Annotated in this window: 11 protein-coding genes; 5 read left to right on the plus strand and 6 right to left on the minus strand. The window is 71.9% G+C overall.

The features are described 5' to 3' along the window. Nucleotides 1–1,101: 1,101 nt before the first annotated feature. The gene (gene mftE / locus NBZ85_RS02170; protein ID WP_261553811.1) at nucleotides 1,102–1,836 is read left to right on the plus strand and encodes a mycofactocin biosynthesis peptidyl-dipeptidase MftE; all 735 of its coding nucleotides are present in this window, start codon (nucleotides 1,102–1,104) and stop codon (nucleotides 1,834–1,836) included. Next, a complete protein-coding gene (locus NBZ85_RS02175; RefSeq protein ID WP_261553808.1) occupies nucleotides 1,833–2,639 on the plus strand; it encodes a mycofactocin-coupled SDR family oxidoreductase in 807 nt (268 codons plus the stop codon). Before mftE ends, NBZ85_RS02175 begins: the two co-directional genes overlap by 4 nt. A gap of 29 nt (nucleotides 2,640–2,668) precedes the next feature. Here NBZ85_RS02175 and NBZ85_RS02180 read toward each other — a convergent pair whose 3' ends face one another. The 3 genes from NBZ85_RS02180 to NBZ85_RS02190 form a co-directional block, all read right to left on the minus strand. Further along, on the minus strand, nucleotides 2,669–3,697 hold the full coding sequence (locus tag NBZ85_RS02180; RefSeq protein WP_261553807.1) for an ROK family protein: 1,029 nt from the start codon (nucleotides 3,695–3,697) through the stop codon (nucleotides 2,669–2,671). A 128-nt stretch (nucleotides 3,698–3,825) separates the two neighbouring features. Beyond that, nucleotides 3,826–4,788 (minus strand): electron transfer flavoprotein subunit alpha/FixB family protein, encoded by a 963-nt coding sequence (locus NBZ85_RS02185; RefSeq protein ID WP_261553806.1) that lies wholly within the window; start codon nucleotides 4,786–4,788, stop codon nucleotides 3,826–3,828. A 12-nt stretch (nucleotides 4,789–4,800) separates the two neighbouring features. Further along, a complete protein-coding gene (locus NBZ85_RS02190) occupies nucleotides 4,801–5,586 on the minus strand; it encodes an electron transfer flavoprotein subunit beta/FixA family protein (protein ID WP_261553805.1) in 786 nt (261 codons plus the stop codon). Nucleotides 5,587–6,130: 544 nt separating this feature from the next. Here NBZ85_RS02190 and NBZ85_RS02195 point away from each other — a divergent pair. Continuing rightward, entirely contained in the window at nucleotides 6,131–7,504 is a 1,374-nt protein-coding gene (locus tag NBZ85_RS02195) for an NsdA family TPR-like regulatory protein (protein ID WP_261553804.1), read from the plus strand. 129 nt (nucleotides 7,505–7,633) lie between these two features. After that, nucleotides 7,634–8,707, plus strand: coding sequence for an endonuclease/exonuclease/phosphatase family protein (locus NBZ85_RS02200; protein WP_261553803.1), 1,074 nt, complete (start codon nucleotides 7,634–7,636; stop codon nucleotides 8,705–8,707). 3 nt (nucleotides 8,708–8,710) lie between these two features. Here NBZ85_RS02200 and NBZ85_RS02205 read toward each other — a convergent pair whose 3' ends face one another. Continuing rightward, complete coding sequence (locus NBZ85_RS02205; protein WP_261553802.1) at nucleotides 8,711–9,487, minus strand: enoyl-CoA hydratase/isomerase family protein; 777 nt, start codon at nucleotides 9,485–9,487, stop codon at nucleotides 8,711–8,713. A 321-nt stretch (nucleotides 9,488–9,808) separates the two neighbouring features. Between NBZ85_RS02205 and glgX the strand changes: the two genes are divergently transcribed. Then, the gene (glgX, locus tag NBZ85_RS02210) at nucleotides 9,809–12,073 is read left to right on the plus strand and encodes a glycogen debranching protein GlgX (protein ID WP_261553801.1); all 2,265 of its coding nucleotides are present in this window, start codon (nucleotides 9,809–9,811) and stop codon (nucleotides 12,071–12,073) included. A gap of 55 nt (nucleotides 12,074–12,128) precedes the next feature. On the opposite strand, the gene glgP is transcribed toward glgX, so the two are convergent. Together glgP and acs are read right to left on the minus strand one after the other, a co-directional pair. Further along, entirely contained in the window at nucleotides 12,129–14,687 is a 2,559-nt protein-coding gene (gene glgP / locus NBZ85_RS02215; protein WP_261553800.1) for an alpha-glucan family phosphorylase, read from the minus strand. A 143-nt stretch (nucleotides 14,688–14,830) separates the two neighbouring features. Beyond that, complete coding sequence (acs, locus tag NBZ85_RS02220) at nucleotides 14,831–16,840, minus strand: acetate--CoA ligase (protein WP_261553799.1); 2,010 nt, start codon at nucleotides 16,838–16,840, stop codon at nucleotides 14,831–14,833. Nucleotides 16,841–16,881: the final 41 nt, after the last annotated feature.

Below are 16,881 nucleotides of genomic sequence, written 5' to 3' on the forward strand. Positions count from 1 at the left end.
ACCATCACCAGCCATCCCCCACACCCCGGAAAACCAGAGCAGGAAGAACAACCAGCCAGGCCATGAACGAGGTAAAACAATTGGCACTGACAATCGGCACGCTGTTGAGTTCTCAAGGAGCAGGCGCTACCAGCTTTTTGCCCTTTCGGGCTTCGCTCTGGTGCTTCTTTAACTTACCGGCCTCTTCGTTCGGTGTCAAATCGCTTCGTTTTGAGCGAGATGACCCTTTTCGAACAGGTAGTACATTTTGCAGCGCACCCTAGACAATCTGCCTTGCGGTGATTGGCTCGAGCGATGTTTCTAGGTTACGAGCTTTGGCTAGTTGGTGTCAAATCGCTCCGGCTTTCGATGATTTCCACCGAGCTGCCGGCGATTGCCACTTTCACACCTTATCGCACCGTCCGCGGCCCGTTCCCTCGGGGGGTCGGTGCCCCCTCGGAGGAGATTGGTCCTGCGCGACATCAAGCTCTTTGCAGAGCTCATTGGGCGACGAAGGAGAACTATACACGAGGAGAGCCACCGTGGGCGAACCCAGGGGCATAACTTTCTGACACCGCCGATGACGGTGTGCTAGCCCTCGCCTCTGACGCAGAGGCCGGAACGGTTCCTGGCCTGCGGAGCCGCGCCAACTGACGCCGCCCGCCGGTCTGATCCCGTCTGCCCTGGTCAACGCATCACGCCCCGACCAGGTTCCCAGCCTGCCGGCTCTCACCGCCGGCTGGTCCTGGAGTAGGTGGTTCCCGCATCGCCACAGCCCAAACCTGGTCGCGCAGATCGACGTCGATCGGTACTCCGGCCGCTGGCGGGACCGGGCCGCTCGGCGGCGATGGGTCCCCCAGCCCGGTCGGAACACCCTGGAGCCGGCCGGCGCGTCGGATGCCACGAGACGCGCCGAGACAGCGTTCCGGTCGCGTCCCGATGCCGAGCCCCAGCGCACCGGTCGCCCCTGAGTGACCCCGCATGCTGGGATGGAATTCGATGCGGGTGCCATGTCTCGATCGCCCGAATCTCGTCGGCAGCCAGCCCTGGCCGAGTAGGGCCAGGGGGCGGATCTGCAGGGCGGGACGGCCGCGGGTCTGGCGGAGGAGGAACACGGTGTCGATGCTCGGCCGGGCCACCTGGCGGGAGCTCATGAACGATCGCCCTCTACTCGTGCTACCGCTGGGCAGTACCGAGCAGCACGGACCGCACCTCCCGCTCGACACCGACACCCGGGTCGCGTCCGCCGTCGCCCGCGGTCTCGCCGACCGCCTGGACCCCGTGCTCCTCGGGCCGGCCATGCCGTATGGGGCCAGTGGCGAGCACGCCGGGTTCCCCGGCACGGTCTCCCTGGGCACACAGGTGCTCGAGCAGGTGATCGTCGAGCTCGTCCGCTCGGCCGATGACACGGCCCGCGCCGTCATGGTGGTCAACGGGCACGGCGGGAACGCCGCCGCCCTGATGTCGGCGCGGCGGATCCTGGCCAGCGAGGGTCGCCCGGTGCATCTGTGGGCCCCGACCACGGCCCTGACCCGGACCGCGGGCATCCCGGCGGCGGACCGCGACCTGCACGCAGGTCGCACGGAGACTTCGCTGCTGCTGCACCTGGCGCCGGACCTGGTGCGGCTGGACCTGGCGGCGGCCGGCCCCAGCCCGTCGCTCGACGAGCTCGTCGCCCAGGGCGTCGCCGCGCTCAGCCCCACCGGAGTGCTGGGAGATCCGGCGGGCGCGTCGGCGGCCGAGGGCGCCCGCCTGCTCGACGCCTACGTCGACGACGCCGTCAAGCGGTTGTTGAACTGGGCGCGGCGCCAGGGCATCACACCCCCCGCGGACCGGTCCATGGACCGGTCCGCATGACGCGCGGCAATGGCGGCGCGGCCTCGTCGTCGGCACCCGTCGCGCTGATCACCGGGGCGGCCCGCGGCCTCGGTGCCGCGGTCGCCGACGCCCTCGACGCCGCCGGTTACCGACTCGTCCTCGCCGATCTGGCGGCGCCGGAGCCGCCGACGGAGGGCTACCCCTACGCGACCGGACGGGATCTCGACGCGGTCGCCGCCCGCTGCCGCGACGCGGTCGCGGTCCGCGCGGACGTCCGCCGGCAGGCCGACGTCGACGCGGCCGTCGCCGTCGCCGTCGAGCGCTACGGCCAGCTCGACGCGGCCGTCGCCGCCGCCGGCATCATCGCCGGCGGGCCCCCGATCTGGCAGACCGACGACGACTCCTGGCAGACGCTGCTCGGCGTGAACCTCACGGGTGTGTTCCACGTCATCCGGGCGACGGTTCCGGCGCTGCTCGAGGCCCCCGCCGGCCGGTTCGTCGCGGTTTCCTCCGCGGCGGGGACCCGACCGCTGGCCCGCCTGGCCGCCTACTCCGCCAGCAAGCACGGCGTCGTCGGGCTCGTGCGCAGCCTCGCCGCGGACCTCGCCGGGACGGCGGTGACGGCGAACGTCGTCTGCCCCGGTTCGATGGACACCACGATGTTGGCCGAGTCGGCCAGGATCTACGACCTGCCCGACCCCGGGGAGTTCGCCGACCATGCCTACCTGCGCCGCCTGCTGCGACCCGAGGAGGTCGCCGCTGCGGTCGCCTTCCTCTGCTCACCCGCGGCAGGCGGGATAACCGGTTCCGTGCTGGCCGCGGACGGAGGCTTCACCGGCTGACGGATCCCAGCCGAGGTACGGGCGGCGGGTCAGTCGGGCCAGCCGTAGCGATGCGGCGCCAGTACGAAAGCGGCGGCGCCCCGCAGCGCGATCCGGCCCGGGTCGTCGCTGCGCTCGATGCGCAGCCGCCGGATGAAGGCCAGGCCGGCATGGCGCCCGAAGCCGGCGAGCAGGGCATCCCAGAAGATCGGGCCGGACTGTGCGAATCCGCCGGCCACCACAGCCACCTCCAGGTCCAGCAGGCTGGCGCTGGCGGCGAGGCCCGCGCCGACGGCGGTTCCGGCCCGGGCAAGCTCCCGGCGGGCGATCTCGTCACCGGCCGCGGCCGCGGCGGCGAGGGTGTGGCCGTCAGCCGGCTGGCCGGCGGCGGGAGCCCAACCGGCCGCCCGCGCCCGGTGCACCGTCCGCGGACCGGAGGCCAGGGCCTCGACGCAGCCGCGCCCGCCGCACGGGCAGTCCGGTCCGTCGACGTCCACGACGAGGTGGCCGATGTGCCCGGCGTTGCCGGAGGTGCCGTGGAACAGCCGGTCGCCCAGCACAAGCCCGCCGCCGACACCGGTCGAGACGGTCACCGCGAGCAGGTTGCGCACGCCGCGCCCCGCTCCGGCCCAGTGCTCACCGGCGGCGAGTGCGACGCCGTCGTTGTGGACCAGTACGGGCCGCCCGGGGAACAGCTCCCGCAGCCGGGCGCGCAGCGGGAACGCCCGCCAGGACGGGATGTTCAGCGGCGACACCGCGCCCGCCGGCCATTCCATGGGGCCTGCACACCCGCAGCCGACCCCGCTGATCGCATCCGCCGCGATCCCGACGGACGCGAGCGCTTCGCCGACGCAGTCCCGTAGCGCGCCGAAGACCTCCTCGGCGGGCCCGCCCTCACCCGGCTCGCGCCCGCCCGGCGGGGCCTCGGGCGGACGGTGAGCAGGCACGGGGCGGCGGGCGGTGGCGCGGATGGTGCCGTCCGCGTCGACGACTGCTGCTGCGATCTTGGTACCGCCGATGTCCACGGCGAGCGCGGGCCCGGCACCGAGGTCCCCGGTTACGAGGCCCGATCCCTCCACCTGGCGCGATCCCTCCACTCGACCCGAACCCTCCACCTGCCGGGTGGAGGAAGAGGGAACAACAACGGCCGGGCTCCAGCCTCGTCGAGGACGGGTGGAGACCCGGCCGTGCCGGTCCGGGAAACCGATCAGCCAGCCTTGCGCTTCTCGATCGCCTCGGTGAGCTGCGGGACGACGTTGAAAAGGTCGCCGACCAGCCCGTAGTCCGCGAACTCGAAGATCGGCGCCTCGGGGTCCTTGTTGACGGCGACGATCGTCTTGGACGTCTGCATCCCAGCCCGGTGCTGGATGGCACCGGAGATGCCGACCGCGATGTAAAGCTGCGGCGACACCGTCTTGCCGGTCTGGCCGACCTGGTTCTGGTGCGGGTACCAGCCGGCGTCGGTCGCGGCACGCGAAGCGCCGACGGCCGCGCCGAGGGTGTCGGCCAGCTTCTCCACCAGCGTGAAGTGCTCCGCGGCACCGAGACCACGACCACCGGAGACGACGACCTGAGCCTCAGTCAGGTCCGGCCGGCCGGACTTGGCCTCGACCACCCGGTCGACGATCTTCGCGCCCTTGGCGGCCTCGGAGATCACGACGTCCACGATCTGCTCGGCCGGCGTCGACGGCGCGGCCTCGGGAGCCGTGGAGTTCGGCCGGACGACGACCACCGGCACGCCCTTGGTGACCTTCGAGGTGACGATCGTCGAACCGCCGAAGATCCCCTGGGTGGCGACCAGATCCGCGGACAGCGCGGTGGCGTCCCAGATCAGGCCGGACTCGGTCTTGGCGGCGACCCGGGCCGCGACCTCACGGGAGTCCGCGGTGGCCGCGACCAGCACGGCCACGGGCGACGCCTCGGCAACCAGCTTGGCCAGCACCTCCGCCACCGGTCCGCCGATGTAGCTCGCGATGTCGTCCGACTCCGCGACATACACCTTGGCGGCGCCGTACTGGGCGAGGTACTCCTTGGCCTTCGCGTAGGTGCCCGGGGCACCGAGGAACACCGCGGACGGCTCGCCGAGCGTGCGGGCGAGCGTCAGCAGCTCGGCGGTGACCTTCTTGGGTTCACCGTCGGCGTGCTCGACGAGTACGAGAACTTCAGCCATCGAACAAACCCCTCAGATGAGCTTCTGCGCGGCGAGGAACTCCGCGACCTTCGTTCCGCCGTCGCCCTCGTCCTTGACGATCGTCCCGCTCGAACGCGGCGGGGCGGACTCGGACGTGACGACCGCCGAAGCGGCGCCCGCGAGGCCGACCGCGGCGCCGTCGAGCCCGGCGTCGGCGGCGGACAGCGTCGTCAGCGGCTTCTTCTTGGCCGCCATGATGCCCTTGAACGAGGGATAACGCGGCTGGTTGATCTTTTCGACGACGCCGACCACGACCGGCAGGCTCGCCTCGACGAGGGCGTAGCCGTTGTCGGCCAGCCGCTCGATCGTCACCTTGCTCGCGCCCGGGTCCACCGTGACCTTGCGGGCCTGGGTGAGCTGAGGCAGCCCAAGGCGCTCCGCCAGCAGCGCACCGATGACGCCGCCACGGGCGTCCGACGCCTCGGAGGAGGTGATGACGATGTCCGGAGACAGCGTCGAGATCACCTTCGCGAGCGCCGCGGAGGTCGCCAGCGCGTCCGACCCGTGCAGCGAGTCGTCCGTGAGGTGAACGGCCTTGTCCGCACCCATCGACAGGGCCTTGCGGATCGTCTCGACCGCCTTGGCGGGCCCCATCGTCACGACGGTGACCTCACCCCCGTGCGCTTCCTTGATCTTCAGGGCCTCTTCGACCCCGTACTCGTCCATCTCGTTCATGACGTTGTCGACGCTCTTGCGGTCGACGGTCTTGTCCGCGGCGTCGAGCTTCTTCTCCGCCCAGGTATCGGGAACCTGCTTGACGGTAACGACGATGTTCACGCCTTGGGGCCTCCGTAGCCAACATCCGATGTCAGTGCTCTTGACATCGTCGCATCTGGGGCGCTCACACGCCCGATGATCGGCGGCGTGACGCGGACCGCACTGTGCCCCTGACCTGGACAGCCGGATCAGGACGGGTAGCGACTACACGCCGTCACCGAGACTAGTCCGTGCGCCCCGCTACAGCCATACCCCGCGGCGTGCGCATCACGCCCGGCCAGTTCCGTACAGAGCGGGGCAAGCCCTCCCCCGATGGACATCACTTTCCGGAGTATTTGTCCGACGAGTCCGATATGCACGCGCATAAGTTCCATGCAGGTGGATGTGCAGGTGACTGGCCATCCGCACTCCGCGGCCCTGACCGGGAGCCATCCCCTCCCATCGGCGAAGAGCCAGAGGCATCGGTCCCGGACAGGCGTGCAATTGCGCCGGGTTGTGCACACCCTCTTCCCTTGACAGTGACCGGTCCACTACTTTCTGCCCCAGGCGGTGCGCACGGCCGAGCCACCGCACCTTAGGTCGACCTAACTTCGACGGGGGACAGATGTCGAATACGCCGTCCGACAATTCCGCACTCGCCAACCCCTTCGCGCGTCTGCTGGGCGAAGCCGGGGTATCAGACACCAGGTTCGCCCATCAGGTGAACGCCCGTGCCCGCCAGCAGCGCCAGATCGAGCTGGGCCTCGCCAGGACGACTGTCGGTCACTGGCGCCGGGGGATGCGCCCGCGCGACCCGATGGTCGCCGAGCTGGCGGCCGCCGAGATGTCAGCCGCCCTTGGCTACCCCGTCCTGCCGACCGACCTCGGCTGGCGCGGGGAGTCCTACCGCAACGACGACCTGGGGTTGTGCGGAGCGAACGCGCCCGTCGAGACCCTGCGCACCCTTGCCGGACTATCGGGACGAGACATGCGGCGACGTGACCTCCTGCAGGACGGATCTGCCTTCATCGCGTCCGCCTTCGCAGATCCGGTGCTCTCCAGCCTCACCGGCGTCGTCGACCGGATCGTCGGGGTGGCGCCGCCGGTCGCGGGCGGCGGCGCGCTGATCCGCGACGTGACCGCCACCTTCCGCAAACTGGACGCCAAGTTCGGCAGCAGCGAGATCCGCCCCCAGGCGGTCGGCTTCCTGCACGACCAGACCCGGGCCGCCCGCGACAACCACCCGAACCCGGACCTGTTCAGCGCCCTGGCGGAGCTGACCCAGTTCTGCGGTTGGCTCGCCCAGGACAGCAATCGCGAGGCACTCGCCCAGCGCTACTACATCCAGGCCCTCAGCCTCGCCGAGCACGCAGGCGACGCCATGCTTGCCGGACGGGTGCTGACCGGCATGAGCGACCAGGCCGCCCAGCTCGGCCATGCGCGCCAGAGTCTGGCGCTGGCCCGGGCCGCGCTGCGCCGCTCGGTGAAGCACTCCACCAGCGCGGTGCAGGCCATGCTGTACGACAAGAACGCCTGGGCGCTGGCGCGCAACGGCGACGAGGCCGGATGCCGGCGTGTCCTGGACCAGATGGACGCGGCCATCGCCCGCGACGACGGCGACGGGCCGCCCTGGGCCGGCCACTACAACGCCGGCGACGCCGCCGAGTGCCGCGGTCACTGCCTGCTGCTGCTGGGCCGGTCCCGGGAGGCGGAGGACAGGCTGGTGCAGGCGCGTGCGCTGCAGGGGGCGGCCCGCGCCCGCACCCGCAGTTACGCCGAGGCCGACCTCGCGCTGTCCCGCCTGCGCCGGCCGGCGCCGGAGCTGGAGGGCGCCCTGGAAGCGGCCTACGAGGCGGTCTCCGTCGCCGGGCAGGTCTCCTCGCAGCGGATCGTGAAAAAACTGGCCGAGCTCGACGGGGCCCTCGGCGAGCACCCGACCGTCGCGGTTCGGGAGTGGCGCGAGCAGGTCCGGCCGCTACTGCAGTCCACCGCCGCGTAGCCGCGCACCCGTCGAGCCGCGGTCGAGCCGCGGTGGCCCGGCGCTCTCGCCGGGCCACCGGCGGGGGTCCCCGCCCGGTCATGAGGGTCACCCACCGCTCGGGCGCCCCGGCGAGCCGGGCACTCTGGGATGGTGACAGCCGCGCAGGAGTCCGGACGCACGGCGCCGGACGGCAAGACCGCCACCGGACCGGGCGACATCCCGGTCGCCGCCCCCGAGCCCAGGGCCCGGCCCACCATCCCGATCTCCACCGTCATCACGGTGATCGCCTGGGTGGTCGCGGCCGGCCTCGCCCTGCTCGCCCTCGGCCGGCTCGTCCACCTCGACGACGGTCTGGACTGGCCCTACTCGGCGATCAACGCCGTGACCCCACTGCTCTACCTGCCGGCCTACGCGACGCTGGCCGTGGCCTTCGCCCTGCGCCGCAACCTGCTGCTGATCCTGTCGGTCGTGCTGGTCGCCGTCCATCTGTTCTGGGCGGTCCCCGAGGTGCTCCCGGGCGGCGCCGAGGACGCGCCCCAGGGATCGGCCAGGCTCCGGATCATGTCGGCGAACCTGCTCTACCGCAACACCCACGCCGACCGGCTCGGGGCACAGATCCGCTCGGCCAACCCCGACGTGCTCGTCCTCGTCGAACTCTCACCGCTGACGCTGTCCCGGGTGAACGCCTCCGGGGCACTCAACGGCTTCCCGTACCGGGAGGTGCACCCGGACGCCGGCGCGTTCGGCGCGGCGATCTACTCCCGGTTCCCGCTGCGCGACGCCGCCACCCCCAGGATCGGCGGGTCGATGTCGCTGCGGGCCACCGTCGAGGTCGACGAGAACCGGCGTTTCGTGATGTACGCGGTGCACACCATCTCGCCGACGTCCGGCACGTACACCAACCGGTGGCGCACTCAGCTCACCGCGCTGCGCCACGAGGCCCAGCACGCCACCCTGCCGGTGGTCATGGCCGGCGACTTCAACGCCACCCGCGACCACCGGCCGTTGCGCAGGCTCGACAGCGCCGGGGTCCGCGACGCGCACGACGTCGTCGGCGGCGGGTGGGAACCGACGTGGAGCGCCCGCTCGGTGCTGCTGCCGCCGGTGCTGCGTATCGACCACGTGCTGGCCTCGCCCGCCTTCGCGGTCACCGGCTTCCAGGTCGGCCACGACTTCGGCAGCGACCACTTCCCGGTGATCGCCGACCTCGCCATGAGGTAGGGGTCAGCGGCCGGTGAAGTCGGCCTTGCCGGGGCCGTGAGCGATGAAGGACTCCATGCCGATCCGGCGGTCCTCGGTGGCGAACAGCCCGGCGAACAGAGCCGCCTCCAGGCGCAGGGCCTCGGCGAGGGCGAGCTCCGAACCGTCGTCGACGGCCTGCTTCGCCGCCGCCAGGGCCATCGCGGGTCCGTTCGTGTACCGCCCGGCGATCTCCCGGGCCCGCTCGTACACCTCTGCCGCGGGAACGACGACGTCGGCCAGCCCGATCTGGGCGGCCTCGCCGGCGCGCACCTGCCGGCCGCTGAAGATGAGGTCCTTGGCCCGCGCCGGGCCGATCAGCCGCGGCAGGCGCTGCGTCCCGCCGGCCCCCGGGATCACCCCGAGCAGGATCTCCGGCTGGCCGACTTTCGCGTTGTCGGCGAACACCCGGACGTCGGCGCAGAGCGCGAGCTCCAGCCCGCCGCCGAGGGCGAAGCCGGTGACCGCCGCGACCACCGGCTTCGGGATGCGGGCCACCACCTCGAAGGTCGAGTTGAGGTCACCGACCCAGGCCGACGCCTCGGCGTATCCCATCGGCGCCATCTGCTTGATGTCCGCGCCGGCCGCGAAGACCCTCTCGCCGCCGTAGATGACCACCGATCGGACCGCCGGGTTGCGGGTCGCCTCGACGGCGGCCGCCCGCAGCTCGGCAGCGACGCCGGAGTCCAGCGCGTTCATCGGCGGCCGATCCAACCGGATGGTGCCGATTCCGCCGTCGACCTCGAGCCGCACGACGCTCATCCACGGTCCTCCCGACTTTGGCCCGCGCTGAGGAAGCCGGGCGCCCAACACCCGGCTGGCCCCACAGACCGTGCCGGAGTCGACGGCGACCCGGCCTGATCATCGGACATACCAGGATGGATCGCGCCGGCCGCCCGGGTCGGGTCGTGCGGGTCGGTGGGTGGTCGGAAGTCACGATAGGCCGACCGATGCTGATCTTCATGCGATCGGGGCGGCGGCCTCCGGGCGCAGCGGAGGTGCCCGATCGGCCGACCGGGGGCGAAGGCGTCGATTAACCTCACCGGAGTGTCCGACACAGGTGGCAAACACCGCACATCCGACGTGTCTCCCCGCTCGGGCGGTGGTCTGCTCCCGGGCCAGCCCGGCCCGCTCGGGGTGCTCTGGGACGGCGCCGGGGTCAACATCGCCGTCGCCGCCCCCGGCGCGGAGGCGGTGGAGTTCTGCCTGTTCGGCGACGCCGGCCGGGAGACCCGCCACCGCCTGCCGGAACGCGACGGCGAAGTGTGGCATGGCTACCTGCCCGGCATCGAGCCGGGGCAACACTACGGCCTGCGCGCGCACGGCCCGTACGATCCCGGCCGCGGCCAGCGTTACAACCCGGCGAAGCTGCTGGTCGACCCGTACGCCCGGCTGCTGACCGGGGCGCTGCGACCGGATCCGGCGATCTACGGATTCGGCGGCGGTGATCCCTACAGCTACGAGCCGGACGCGCGGGACTCCGCCCCGTTCGTGCCCCGTTGCGTCGTCGCCGGCCCGGCCCGTCGGGAGGGCGCCCGGCGCCGCAGCCGGCGCCGGCACCCGGCAGACAACCGGCCGGCGATCCCGTGGTCGCGGACCGTCCTGTACGAGGCGCACGTGCGTGGCTTCACCCGCCTCCATCCGGGCCTGCCGGCACGGCTGCGCGGCACCTATGCGGGGCTGGCTCATCCGGCCGTGATCGACCACCTGCAGCGGGTGGGCATCACCGCGCTCGAGCTGTTGCCGGTGCAGGCCTCGGTCTCCGAGCCGGCGCTGCTCGAGCGCTCGAAAATCAACTACTGGGGTTACAACACCCTGGGTTTCTTCGCGCCGCACGCCGCCTACGCGGCGACCGCCGACCCGATCGGCGAGTTCCAGGCGATGGTGGCGACGCTGCACGCCGCCGGCATCGAGGTGATCCTCGACGTCGTCTACAACCACAGCGCCGAGGGCAGCGAGCGCGGCCCGACGCTGTCCCTGCGCGGCCTGGACAACGCGGCCTACTACCGGGTCGAACCCACCGACCCTCGGCGCTACCGCGACGTGACCGGTTGCGGCAACACCCTGAACATGACATCGCCGCAGGTGGTGAAGCTGATCTGCGACTCCCTGCGCTACTGGGTGAACGAGATGGGCGTCGACGGCTTCCGCTTCGACCTCGCCACCGCGCTCGCCCGCAACCCCGACGCCTTCGATCCCGCCGCCGGCCTGCTGGCGGCGATCCACGCCGATCCGCTGCTGTCGTCGGTGAAGCTGATCGCCGAGCCGTGGGATGTCGGCTGGGGCGGCTACCAGGTGGGGTCGTTCCCGGCACCGTGGGCGGAGTGGAACGGGCGCTTCCGCGACACTGTCCGAGACGTGTGGAACGGCCGGACCAGCGGGGTCGCGGACCTCGGCTATCGGGTGACGGGTTCGTCCGACCTGTTCGAGCACGGGGGGCGGCGGCCGTGGGCGTCGGTGAACTTCGTCACCGCCCATGACGGCTTCCCCCTGGCCGACCTGGTCTCCTACACGCAGAAACACAACGATGCCAACGGCGAGGGCAACCGGGACGGGGAATCGGACAACCGCTCGTCGAACTACGGCACAGAGGGCCCTACCGACGATCAGACGATCCTCGCCACCCGCCGCCGGGTGCGCCGCGGCCTGCTGGCCACGCTGCTGCTGTCGGCCGGGGTGCCGATGCTGCTCGCCGGCGACGAGCTGGGTCGGTCCCAGGGCGGCAACAACAACGCCTACTGCCAGGACAACCCGGTGTCCTGGCAGGCCTGGCCGGGCTCCGCGCCCCAGACCGGCCCCGACATCGGGGCCGGCGGGCGTGACCCGGCCGGACCGGACCCCACTCTGCTACGCCTGGTCAGCGGACTGATCTCGCTGCGCAGCCTCGAGCCGGCGCTGCGCCGCGAGGTGTTCTTCCACGGCGGTGAGTCGACCCCCGGACGGCTGGCGGACATCACCTGGTTCCGCGCCGACGGGCAGGTGATGTCCCCAGCGGACTGGAACGCGCCGAGGGTCGTCACGCTGGTCGCCCACATCGCCGCGGGCGCCGAGGCCGCGGGGAACGCGGCGGGGACGGCAGGGACCGCGGGGACGGCAGGGACGGCGGGCGGCGGTGAGACCGTGCCGGGCCTGCTGGTCGTGATCCACCCCGACGGCGCGGACACGGCCGTCACCCTGCCCGCAGCGCCGTGGGCGCAGCGCTACGACCTGCTGCTCGACACCGCCGACGAGGACCTCGCGGGTTTCCCGGCGACCCTCGCCGACCCCCGCCGGACGCTGCCGCCCGGCACGGTCATGCCCGTCTGCGCCCGCAGCGTCCTGCTGCTACGGGCGCATCCCCCGGCCTGATCGACCGCCGGTTACAACCGCCGGCTTGCCGCCACCGCCACCGCGGCCGCGGCGGCTACGGGTTGGCGACGAGGCCCAGCTCGGCGACGCTGGCGGTGAGGTGGTGGCGGGGCAGCACCCGCACGGTGTAGCCGAACGGGCCGGTGCGGCCGAGGGGGATCGTGCCCTCGAAGCGGTGCCCGCCCTCGCCCTCGCCGACGAGCTGCAACGACAGCACCTCCGGGGCGAGGATCCGGTCGGTCTGGTCGATGCGCCCGAAGGAGGCGAGGACGTCGACGTCGCCGGGGGCGAGGCCGCCGAGGTCGACCGTGGCCCGCACCACCAGCGACTGGCCCACCTGGGGGGTGTCGCCGAGCCCGGCGGAGTCGACGTTGAGCACCCGCACCCTCGGCCAGGCGGCGCGCACCCGGCTCTTCCAGCCGGCGAGGTCCCGGGCGCCCGCCAGGTTGTCGGCGGCGGCGGCCCGAGCGGAGACGCCGGCCGGCACGTAGTACCGCTCGACGTACTCCTGCACCATCCGGCTGGCCAGCACCTGCGGGCCGAGGCTGGACAGGGTGTGCTTGACCATCGCCGTCCAGCGCCGCGGCGGGCCGTCACCGGCGTCACGGTCGTAGAACCGCGGAGCGACGGTGTTCTCCAGCAGGTCGTACAGGGCGGCGGACTCGATGTCGTCGCGCCGGTCGGGGTCCTCGACGCCGTCGGCGGTGGGGATCGCCCAGCCGTTCTGGCCGTCGAACATCTCGTCCCACCAGCCGTCCCGGATGGACAGGTTGAGGCAGCCGTTGAGCGCCGCCTTCATCCCGGACGTGCCGCACGCCTCCAGCGGGCGCAGCGGGTTGTTCAGCCAGACGTCCGAACCGGAGTACAGGAACCGCGCCATGCCGATGTCGTAGTCGGGCAGGAACACGATGCGCGCGCGCACGGCCGGGTCGTCGGCGAACTGGACGATCTGCTGGACGAGCTGCTTGCCGCCGTCGTCCGCGGGGTGGGCCTTGCCGGCGATCACCATCTGGATCGGCCGCTGCGGGTGCAGCAGTAGCCGGCGCAGCCGGTCGGAGTCGCGCAGCATCAGCGTGAGCCGCTTGTAGGACGGCACCCGGCGGGCGAAGCCGATGGTGAGCACGTCGGGGTCGAAGACGGACTCGACCCAGTCGAGCTCACCGGGGGCGGCGCCGCGCTCCAGCCAGGAGGCGCGCACCCGGCGGCGGACCTCGGCGACGAGCCGTTCCCGAAGCTGGCGGCGGGTGGCCCAGATGACCTCGTCGGGCAGGGCGGAGATCTTGGCGAAGCCGGCCGCGTCGTCGGCGAGCAGCCCGGGGCCGGGCTGGCGGTCGGCCAGCTCGATGACGGCCCGCGACACCCAGGTCGGGGCGTGCACACCGTTGGTCACCGAGCCGATCGGCACCTCGGCGGAATCGAACCCGGCCCACAGGTCCGCGAACATCTCCCGGCTGACGATGCCGTGCAGCTTGCTGACGCCGTTGGAACGCTGGGCGAGGCGCAGGCCCATGTGCGCCATGTTGAACACGTTCGGGTCGGACTCGACTCCGAGCTCCAGGATTCGTTCCGCCGGCACACCGGGCCAGGAGTTGTCCCCGCCGAAGTGGCGGGCGACGAGGTCGCGGGGGAAGCGGTCGATGCCGGCGGGCACCGGGGTGTGCGTGGTGAACAGGGTGCCGGCGCGGGCGGCCTCCAGCGCCTCGCCGAAGCTGAGCCCGGTCTCGACGAGCTCGCGGATCCGCTCGAGGCCGAGGAACCCGGCGTGGCCCTCGTTGGTGTGGTAGACCTCCGGCGCGGGCGTGCCGGTGACCGCCGCGTAGGCCCGCAGCGCCCGCACACCGCCGATGCCCAGCAGCATCTCCTGCAGCAACCGGTGGTCGGTGCCGCCGCCGTAGAGCCGGTCGGTCACCCCCCGCTCGGCCGGCTGGTTGTCCTCGACGTCCGAGTCGAGCAGCAGCAGCGGGACCCGACCGACCTGCGCCTTCCAGATCTGCGCGTGCAGGATGCGGCCCTCGGGCAGCCCGACGGCCACCTTCACCGGGGTGCCGGCGGCGTCGGTGAGCTGGGTCAGCGGCAGCCCGTGCGGGTCGATGCCCGGGTAGCGCTCCTGCTGCCAGCCGTCGCGCGACAGCGACTGGACGAAGTAGCCGGCCCGGTACAGCAGCCCCACACCGATGATCGGCACACCGAGGTCGCTGGCGGTCTTGAGGTGGTCGCCGGCGAGGATGCCCAGGCCGCCGGAGTACTGCGGCAGCACCTCGGTGATGCCGAACTCCGGCGAGAAGTACGCGATCGCCGCCGGCGCGCCCGGCAGCTGCTGACGCTGGTACCACAGGTCGGCCGAGAGGTAGTCCTGGAGATCGTCCGCGACGCCGGTGAGCCGACGCACGAAGCGGCGATCCGCGGCGAGGGCGACGAGCCGGTCGTGATCGACCTCGCCGAGCAGGCGGACCGGGTCGCCCTTGGTGGCCCGCCAGAGCTCGGGGTCGACCGACTCGAACAGGTCCAGCGTCTCAGGGTGCCAGGACCAGCGAAGATTCAGGACAAGTTCCCCCAGTGGAGCAAGCTGCTCGGGGAGCTGCGCACGGACGGTGAACCGTCGTAGGGCTCTCACGAAGACGTGAGCCTAGAGGAGTGCCGGTGACGTGGCCGCACCCGGGTTCGACCTGCGGGTTACGTTCTCCGAACAACTCACCGCCCGGCCGGGCGATCAGCCGGAATCCGCCGCGGTTGCGATCCCTGGGCGAGCGGGTTCTGCTACTCCTCGTCGTCCGCGGCGGCCACCTTCACGGCAAGGGCGGACATGACCGCGGGATCCCGCAGAGTCGTGACGTCGCCGAGCTCCCGGCCTTCTGCGACATCCCGCAGCAACCGACGCATGATCTTACCGGAGCGGGTCTTCGGTAGATCGTCGGCCCAGACGATCCGCCGCGGCCGGGCCAGCTTGCCGATGCGCCGCGCGACGTGCTCGCGCAGCTCGGCCTCGACGGCGGAGTCGCCGACCCGCTCACCCGCCAACGTCACGAACGCGACGATCGCCTGGCCGGTCTGCTCGTCGGCCTGCGCGACGACGGCGGCCTCGGCAACGGCCTCGTGCGCGACGATCGCCGACTCCACCTCGGCGGTGGACAGGCGGTGCCCGGAGACGTTGATGACGTCGTCGATCCGGCCGATAATCCAGAAGTAGCCGTCGGCGTCGAGCCGGGCCGCGTCCCCGACCACGTACGTCCTCGGGCCGAAGCGGGAGAAGTACGTCTCGACGAAGCGCTTGTCGTCCTTGTACAGGGTGCGCAGCATCGACGGCCACGGTTGCGTGATCACCAGGATTCCGGTGCCCTCGGTGACGGGCCGGCCGTCCTCGTCCAGCAGCGCCGGGCTGATCCCGGGCAGCGGCCTCGTCGCCGATCCCGGCTTGGTCGGGGTGACTCCCGCCAGCGGCGAGATGAGCACCGACCCGGTCTCGGTCTGCCACCAGGTGTCGACGATCGGGCAGCGGCCACCCCCGATCACCAGGTGGTACCACAGCCACGCCTTCGGGTTGATCGGCTCGCCGACCGTGCCGAGCACCCGCAGCGAGGACAGGTCGTGGCGGGCGGGGTACTGCGCGCCCCACTTGATGCAGGTGCGGATCGCGGTCGGCGCCGTGTAGAAGACGGTGACCTTGTACTCCTCGACGATCCGCCACCAGATGTCGTGGTCGGGATAGTCCGGGGCACCCTCGAACATCACGCTGGTCACGCCGTTGGACAGCGGTCCGTACACGATGTAGGAATGCCCGGTGATCCAACCGACGTCCGCGGAGCACCAGTAGACGTCCGTCGCCGGGTCGAGGTCGAACACCGTCCGCAGGGTGTAGGTGGCGCCGAGCAGGTAGCCCGCGGTGGTGTGCAGGATGCCCTTCGGCTTCGCCGTCGACCCGGAGCTGTACAGGATGAACAGCGGATGTTCCGCCGGCAGGCCGACCGCCGGGCACACCGGGTCGGCGGCGGCGAGCAGCTCGTCGTACCAGACGTCGCGCCCGGCGGTCATCGGTACCTGCGCGGCGTTCTTCCCCGGGCCGCGGACCACCACGATGTGCTTCAGCGCGGGCAGGTCGCCGAGCTCGACGTCGACGGCGGCCTTGACCGGCGACCGGCGCCCCTTGCGCCGCGCCCCGTCGACGGTGATGAGCACCTTGGCGTCGGAGACCTCCATCCGCTCCCGGACCGCTGACGGTGCGAAGCCGCCGAAGACCACGTTGTGGACCGCGCCGATCCGGGCGCAGGCCAGCATCGCGGCGGCCACCTCGGGGATCATCGGGAGGAAGATGCCGACGACGTCCCCGGCCCGCACGCCGAGGGACAGCAGACCGTTCGCCAGCCGCTGGGTCTCGGCGAGCAGGTCGGCGTAGGTGACGTCGCGGTGCTCGCCCTCCTCGCCGCGCCAGTGGAACGCGACCCGCTCGCCCCGGCCGGCCTCGACGTGGCGGTCCAGGCAGTTGGCCGACAGGTTCAGCTCGCCGTCGGCGAACCACGTGTAGAAGGGCGGGTTCGTGTCGTCGAGCACCTGGGTGAACGGCTTGTCCCAGGTGAGCAGCTCGCGGGCTGCGGCGGCCCAGAACGCCTGCGGGTCCGCCGCGGCGGCGGCCCGGTCGGCGTCCACGGGCCGGCGTCGCGTGAACTCCGCCGGTGGACCGAAGCTCTCCACCGACAGCAGGCCCTCCAGCGTGGCCTCCAGATTGTTCGGGGCGCTCGGGTCGGTCGTGGCGCTCACGCCCGGATCGGTCATGGTTCCTCCTGGACGAAACGGGGTGTGCTTGGCCACCGTCC

This window comes from Frankia tisae (assembly GCF_025403405.1).
In the GTDB taxonomy this organism is placed as follows: domain Bacteria; phylum Actinomycetota; class Actinomycetes; order Frankiales; family Frankiaceae; genus Frankia; species Frankia tisai.

Coding starts and splice junctions, on each gene's coding strand:
- mftE (WP_261553811.1), top strand. CDS start 1,102: ATGCTCGGCCGGGCCACCTGGCGGGAGCTCATGAACGATCGCCCTCTA.
- NBZ85_RS02175 (WP_261553808.1), top strand. CDS start 1,833: ATGACGCGCGGCAATGGCGGCGCGGCCTCGTCGTCGGCACCCGTCGCG.
- NBZ85_RS02185 (WP_261553806.1), bottom strand. CDS start 4,788: ATGGCTGAAGTTCTCGTACTCGTCGAGCACGCCGACGGTGAACCCAAG.
- NBZ85_RS02195 (WP_261553804.1), top strand. CDS start 6,131: ATGTCGAATACGCCGTCCGACAATTCCGCACTCGCCAACCCCTTCGCG.
- NBZ85_RS02200 (WP_261553803.1), top strand. CDS start 7,634: ATGGTGACAGCCGCGCAGGAGTCCGGACGCACGGCGCCGGACGGCAAG.
- NBZ85_RS02205 (WP_261553802.1), bottom strand. CDS start 9,487: ATGAGCGTCGTGCGGCTCGAGGTCGACGGCGGAATCGGCACCATCCGG.
- acs (WP_261553799.1), bottom strand. CDS start 16,840: ATGACCGATCCGGGCGTGAGCGCCACGACCGACCCGAGCGCCCCGAAC.